The sequence below is a fragment of the Nonlabens sp. genome, from assembly GCF_047636915.1.
GTDB lineage: Bacteria > Bacteroidota > Bacteroidia > Flavobacteriales > Flavobacteriaceae > Nonlabens.
Genome location: NZ_JBLIGN010000111.1, coordinates 1 through 6552, shown reverse-complemented (window position 1 = coordinate 6552; position 6552 = coordinate 1). Strand labels below are relative to the sequence as shown.

Sequence of the window (6552 nt, the reverse complement as noted above, 5' to 3'; positions counted from 1 at the left end):
TCTTTAAATAGCCCTTTTAAAACGAATTGGAATATCAGAAAACAACTTGTATTTCGAATGGTTTTTTTGTTTAAATTTCATTCGAATAGTACGTTCTATAAAAATGTAGTATTCCAACAATGATAATAAAAAACACTTCTTAATTTTTAACACAGACACAGCGATCAATCCTTGCTCAACCACGTGTAACTTCTTTAGATAGAGGTACTAAAAGCCTATCGGACTTGAGGTGGAAAACTTCCGAAATAAATCTAAATATCAATATAAAAAATTAAGTAATGAAAACAAAAGTAATATTAGTTTTATGTGCACTAAGTCTCTCTTTTTTATCTTTTAAAGCGATGGACCAAGAAGTAAAGAGTGCTGTGGTCACTTATGATGGTTATGAATATGAGGAGTATAATTTTAGCCTTTCTGGTGGTGAGGATGGTGAGGATACTTACATAGCTTTCAGTGAAATTTCTACAGATATTTTAAATTCTTTTGATTTAAAATCTGATGAACTGGTAGGGGAAACCTTTAAAATAACGTATCAGATTATTCCTGAAAAAGAAACAGAAAACGGGGAATTCACAGAGGAGACCTACATTTTAAAATCATTAAAAAAAGTAAATTAATCTTTATACGGGACTGCTTTATGTGGTCCCTTATTTTAGCATACGAATACATAGAGTATTTCATAATGACAGGACACTTTTCATAAATTGATAAAAACGCTGAGAGTAAAAAGAAAAATTCTTTTTGTTTCCAAGTATGGAGAAACTCTAGATATAGCTCACGTGATGCAGTCAGAAGGACATAGCATTAAATTATTTATACAAGAAAGAGGTTGTAAAGAAATAGGTTACGGTTTTTGTCCTAAAGTTACGGATTGGAAAAAACATACCGATTGGGCAGACTTGATTATCTTTGATTACACCGGTTACGGGAAAATTTGTGAGTCCCTTAGGAACGAAGGAAAACTCGTTATAGGAGGATCTATATACACTGATTTACTAGAGTTAGATCGTAATTTTGGCCATCAACAATTAAAAGCCCATAAGATTAAAGTATTGCCCTCTTATGAGTTTACAAGCTTTCAAGAAGCTATAGCTTTCATAGAAAAACATCCAGATACCTATGTCATTAAGCCTTCGGGCGAAACCCAAGAATTTAAGCAGCTGCTATTTGTAGGTAGTGATGACGAAGGCTTGGACGTGATACGTGTGTTAAAAGCCTATGAAAAATCTTGGGGTAATGATTTTGGTGATTTTCAGCTGCAAAAAAAGGTAAAAGGAGTAGAGATTTCCATCGCTTCCTTTTTTAATGGAAAAGAGTTTTTGAAACCCATAAACATCACTTTTGAGCATAAAAAATTATTTCCAAAAGAATTAGGCGTTTCCACTGGTGAGATGGGAACCAGTATGTTCTGGACCAAAGATTCTCCCATATTTGATGCGACCCTCAAGAAATTTGAAACCACCCTTGCAACATCTAATTTTATAGGACATATAGACATCAATTGTATTGTAAATGGCAATGGCATTTATCCGTTAGAATTTACTTCTCGTTTTGGTTACCCACAAATTCTAATTCAACGTGCTGGTATCCAAGAACCCTTAGGAGACCTTTTTTATAAATTAGCTTCCGGCCAAAAATTTGAAATCAAAGTGAAAAAGGGATTTCAAGTCGGCGTGTTTATTGTAGTACCGCCATTTCCTTATGACGATAAGAAAGCCTTTCAACTCTTTTCTAAAGATGCCGTTGTCATCTTAAAAAAGGAAGCCAAAGAAGGCATACATCTGATGCATCTTAAAAAAGTAAATAACGAATGGCTCATTACTGGAGACACAGGAATTGCGCTTTTAGTTAGTGGTACAGGAATCACGATGAAAGATGCACAGCGCAACATGTACAACCGTGTGCAAAACGTTATTGTCAATAACAGTTACTACCGCACTGATATTGGAGATCGCTGGCAAGAGGATTCTGATAAATTATGGTCCTGGGGACTTTTATAAAAGGACGTGATGGAACTAAAAATCTTAAAAAATAAAACGGTTTTCTTTGATCTATTGCCATTAGAATGGCAGGAAAGTATCCTGCCCATTTGGAATACCTGTGAAGAGCAGGCCCAAATTTTGACCTTGGAGCAGGATCATGAAATTTGTGCAGGAGGTATTGTTTTTTCTGCTTCAACACCAGAAATGGAAGTTTATAAAGAGGAGGCGCATCATTGGTTCTTAAAAGGTTATTTATACATTGGTTATGTTTGGGTTCCTGAAAATAAAAGAAATAAAAATTACGGAAGTTTATGGCTTAAAAACTTGTTATTAAGAGATCCCACGCAGCATTATTGGCTGACCACAGAAGAAAAAAAATTGCGCTATTTTTATGAAAAAGCAGGGTTTACGTATGTCAAAACAATGAGGTCTCAGAATCTGGAGGAAGAGTTGTTTATTCATTAAAAGGGGTATAGAAACTTTTGCAGCTGGTTAATTCTAAAACGTATTTTAAAAAAAGGGTTTGTATTATGTCTGTGTCGCAGGGTTAAAAGCTTCTGGACACTATTCTCCTGATAACTTAATAGGATAAATAAACCATAATGTATCGCGTTATGTAACTCGAGCTTTGGTTAAATTGCTGGGTTTTCTTGTTTTTTTATTTTACAATTGACCACTACGATTTTTAAAAAAAAAACGCTTTTATGAAGACGCACGAGGGAAGTGAGAATATGTATGGAATGAGAATACTTTTACTATTCTTTGTTTTTATCTCGACATATAAGATAAGTTATTTTTTTAACTCTAGATGTAAAACGTGATCTTATCATAGCTGTGAATCGCATAAAAAATATTGGAATTAAGCAAACTTGGTTAGTTGAAAAGCTGGGTAAAGGTTATAATATGGTCAATTTTTACACACAGAATAGAACACAAACAAGTTTAGAAGTACTATTTAAAATAGCAGATGTTCTTGAAATAGATGTAAAAACATTGATTAACTCCAATACAAATAAAGAATAAATGACATTATTTCAAAACGAGGTGCTAAGTTGGACATAACTACTGAATTAAAAAATGAAAAAGTAACAAAGACAGCACATAGTCCAATTCTGAAAGATGGAAACAAATAATATGAGTATAGTCATAGATAAGATAAGAGTATTTGGTTTTAGAGGTTTAAAAAACTAGGTCATATACTAGAAAGATAGCTGTCAAATAATCTACAAGTTTATAAGACGTAATTGCTTTTAATATGTCGCACATATAAACCTAAAGGCACTATATCTATAAGTCTATGTAAGTAGCCTGAAAAACGGCTGTACCAAAACTACGGTGTGTTTGAACCATAATGTATATTATGTCAAATAGAATAATTAGTATACTACTGCTTTAGATCTTGTTTACTATGTAGCGTCTTCTTCCATTTAAAGGTACAACTCCAACTCTTCCTTCGATGCTATAAGCTCAGAATGAAATCCGCTTACTAATTCCCCATAACTATGGATGTATAAAAATCGCAAGGATGCTGTTCTTGATTTGTGTTGTTCACTCCTTAATAAATAATTAATGCAATCATTCTCACATCTTAAGTCCGTAATTAAAGTGGTATACCAAGGTTGTGTTTTCTCAAGATATCCCAGATTGGCAGTAAATTTTTCGTAGATAATTTTTTCAATAGCGTCTATATCCTTGAAATACGATTTATAAATACCACTGAGGTTTATCAAATTTTCTGATGCTTTAGACGCATCTAACACGGCATTATCTATCCAATTGGTGTTATGCATATCCATTCCTAAATCCTTGACATTTAGTAATAACGTAGATAAGATTCCTTTTTCATCCATTTTGGTTTTATCATATTCCCGATTTAGCACTCTTAAATTCACATTATTTAACGTGTCTAATTCCTTTTTAATCTGATCTATAGCTTCTATATCCTTCTCTAATTGCAACAAAACTTTTTCTTGTAAATCGACGTTGGTACTTGCAATTTGTTCTTCTTGATTCCTGTTATTGATCCACAATGCAATTAAAATACCTAGTACCACCAATACAATCTCACCTATTGCGTAGATAAGATACTCTTATAAACCAATTGGTTTAATAGTCTTTCAATCGCGCTTTATTTTAAAAACTCCTATTAGCTTATGTTAATTATTTGTAATCTACTCCTCTTCTATTTCTAGCCATTTTATGTAACCGTCATATTTCATAGAGGTACGGTGTGAACTGTTTATGCTCAATTTTACGGTATTCGGACTGTAAAACTGGAGTTCTATGTCTAGTGTTTCGGTCTTATTATTTGCCCTAAATTCATAAGAAATATAGCCCTTCTTTTCATTCATAGTGCTGGTGAGATCTTTTATAACAGCGGTGAAGTTAAAACCAGTATCATTAGTATAACCGCCGCCAATTCTACGTTCGCCATAGAAAGGAAGTGCAAATACAGCTTGCTTCTCTCCTATTTTCAAGGTGTAATTATCGCCTTGTACATGAATGCGAGCCGTACTATTTCCGGTACGTATTAACAAATCATTTGCAACGCTATTTAAAGCTTGTGTATTAAATGGGATCACCGCATTGGCTTTAAATTCAAAGGATTGCTCTTTTATTTGGTTCTGTAATGTGATAAGTTTTGTTCGATCTTCCTCTGTAAAACTAGATTTACAAGAGCTGAAAACTAACAAAAGAACCAGTAATAAGAAATAGGTTATAAATTTCATTTTTCTTTTTGAATAAAGTTACATAAATAATGGCCTACTATTGTTTTTTCTACTTTAGCGAAAGCATAATTGAAAAAAGACTGCGTTAGGTGTTCAGGAATTATCAGTACTATTTAAAACATTAATGATCCATAAGCTAAGTTCTTAAGAGGCACTCTTAGTGAATCATAATATAAGGGGTGATAAAGATCCAGACATTAAAGTGGTGTTAATGATTAACATTTTCCCCTCTTGTCTCTCAGTATGATCGGGAGCATTCCAGAAATTCCTTATTTGTTACATAGTTCTAGAAATGCATTGCTGTCCATCTTGGACACTGCTATTTACATACGTATAGCTTGTAAAAAGCGATGTTAACGCTATATAATTTGTGGTTTGTTGACTAAAATATGTTGTAAAAATAGCCTTTCTACTTTGTAAAGAGAAAAATTCCGATTCCGCTTTCGCGAAAGCGAAACACCCTAAAACACTATAATAAAGATGACTCTATTATTCATTTATAAGAACTAGTGCTGTTTGACCTTAAACACCCTAATAAAACAGCAAAATAGCAACTAATAGCTTTCAGCTTATTTAAAATACCGTAATTTAACAATGCCTTAATAATTGAGTGAACGTTAATCAAATTTGATTATTTATGAGTTAGTGGCTATACTTTTTTGACTTAATTTAATATAAATATACAACACATTTATGAAGGTATTTTTACTCCAAAAAATGAAAAGAACGCGATATGCATGGGTTATTCTATTATTCCTCACCTTCCATACTGTAAAAGCTCAATGTCCTTCAATTCCAATTTCTCCTCAAGTTATCTGTGATTCTGCTGGTATAAATTTTAGCGATTTGAATGCCTTTGCTACAGCAGTCCCAGCGAATAGCGTCCGCTGGTATCTTAGCGCAACTGGCGGCATACCGGTTCCACAAACTCAATTAGTGCAACAAGGAACCTATTATGCAGGTGATTCTACTGGAGTTTGTGGTACTCGACCAGCTCTAATTGTAGATTTTACCGTAAACCCTACAAACCAAGGCCTTGATGCTATTTTCTGTTCTAATGAGAATCCTACGATACAAACTTATATAGACAACACACTTGCGATCAATATACCAACTGGTGGATCAATTCAAGTTTTTAGCGACTTTTCACTTACCATGATGTTGAATCCTTCAACAGTCTTATCCGGAAATGCTAATTACTTTTTAGTATTTGTCAACAGTAGCGGCTGTCGCAGTCAGATAGAAACAGGAAGTACAGCTGTCTTCCCTTCACCTGCAGCACCTTTGCCTCCTAGCGTACAACAATTCTGTTCTGATGTAAGCCCAACTGTGGCTGATCTTACTTCTGGAACAACTGCCAACTTTAACTGGTATGAAGATGTAGATGCATTTAATAACCCTATTCCGCCAGCATTAGTAACCACAGCAGCTTTAATTAATGGTGCTACTTATTATGTGCAATCAGATAATTTTTTCTGTCAAAGTAATCCCACTTCGGTAGTTGTTCAAATAAATGAACCTGTGAATGCAGGAATCAGCAACGCTTTAGACTACTGTGAAGATAATATTCCTGTGGGAGATATCCAGCTATTTCCTTTATTAGGACCTGATGCTGATACGGGCGGAACTTGGTCAGGTCCTCTAACTACTTCAAATGGAGATCAAGGAACTGTCAATATAAGTGGTCAAACAAGTGGTATTTATAGTTTTGTTTACACCGTTACAGGTACTTTGCCTTGTCCTGATGATACTGCTGTGATTACTATTGAAATTTCACCTGCTCCAGAATCTGGAAATTATATAGGAACAGCATTTACAATTTGTGAAGATCAAGCAGCTGC

6 protein-coding genes are annotated in these 6552 nt (G+C 34.1%); 4 read left to right on the top strand and 2 right to left on the bottom strand.

Annotated elements, in window-relative coordinates:
- The first annotated feature begins 278 nt into the window (after window positions 1-278).
- The 3 genes from ACJAT0_RS11970 (at window position 279) to ACJAT0_RS11960 (ending at window position 2447) form a co-directional block, all read left to right on the top strand.
- Window positions 279-617: a hypothetical protein gene (locus tag ACJAT0_RS11970; protein ID WP_415181845.1), complete on the top strand. Its 339-nt coding sequence runs from the start codon at window positions 279-281 to the stop codon at window positions 615-617.
- A gap of 87 nt (window positions 618-704) precedes the next feature.
- Window positions 705-2000, top strand: a complete 1296-nt coding sequence (locus ACJAT0_RS11965; RefSeq protein ID WP_415181844.1) for a phosphoribosylamine--glycine ligase — start codon at window positions 705-707, stop codon at window positions 1998-2000.
- 9 nt (window positions 2001-2009) lie between these two features.
- On the top strand, window positions 2010-2447 hold the full coding sequence (locus ACJAT0_RS11960; RefSeq protein ID WP_415181843.1) for a hypothetical protein: 438 nt from the start codon (window positions 2010-2012) through the stop codon (window positions 2445-2447).
- Between the two features lie 962 nt (window positions 2448-3409).
- Here ACJAT0_RS11960 and ACJAT0_RS11955 read toward each other — a convergent pair.
- Both ACJAT0_RS11955 and ACJAT0_RS11950 read right to left on the bottom strand, forming a co-directional pair.
- Window positions 3410-4036 carry a hypothetical protein gene (locus ACJAT0_RS11955; protein ID WP_415181842.1) on the bottom strand — a complete coding sequence of 209 codons (627 nt, stop codon included), beginning with the start codon at window positions 4034-4036 and terminating at the stop codon, window positions 3410-3412.
- 117 nt (window positions 4037-4153) lie between these two features.
- Window positions 4154-4711 carry a DUF4251 domain-containing protein gene (locus ACJAT0_RS11950; RefSeq protein WP_415181841.1) on the bottom strand — a complete coding sequence of 186 codons (558 nt, stop codon included), beginning with the start codon at window positions 4709-4711 and terminating at the stop codon, window positions 4154-4156.
- 717 nt (window positions 4712-5428) lie between these two features.
- Here ACJAT0_RS11950 and ACJAT0_RS11945 point away from each other — a divergent pair.
- Window positions 5429-6552 (top strand): hypothetical protein (locus ACJAT0_RS11945; protein ID WP_415181840.1); only part of this gene is annotated, 1124 nt, incomplete at its 3' end.

Excerpts from the sequence above, each read along its gene's own strand:
- ACJAT0_RS11970 (WP_415181845.1), top strand. The coding sequence starts at position 279 with ATGAAAACAAAAGTAATATTAGTTTTATGTGCACTAAGTCTCTCTTTT.
- ACJAT0_RS11960 (WP_415181843.1), top strand. The coding sequence starts at position 2,010 with ATGGAACTAAAAATCTTAAAAAATAAAACGGTTTTCTTTGATCTATTG.
- ACJAT0_RS11950 (WP_415181841.1), bottom strand. The coding sequence starts at position 4,711 with ATGAAATTTATAACCTATTTCTTATTACTGGTTCTTTTGTTAGTTTTC.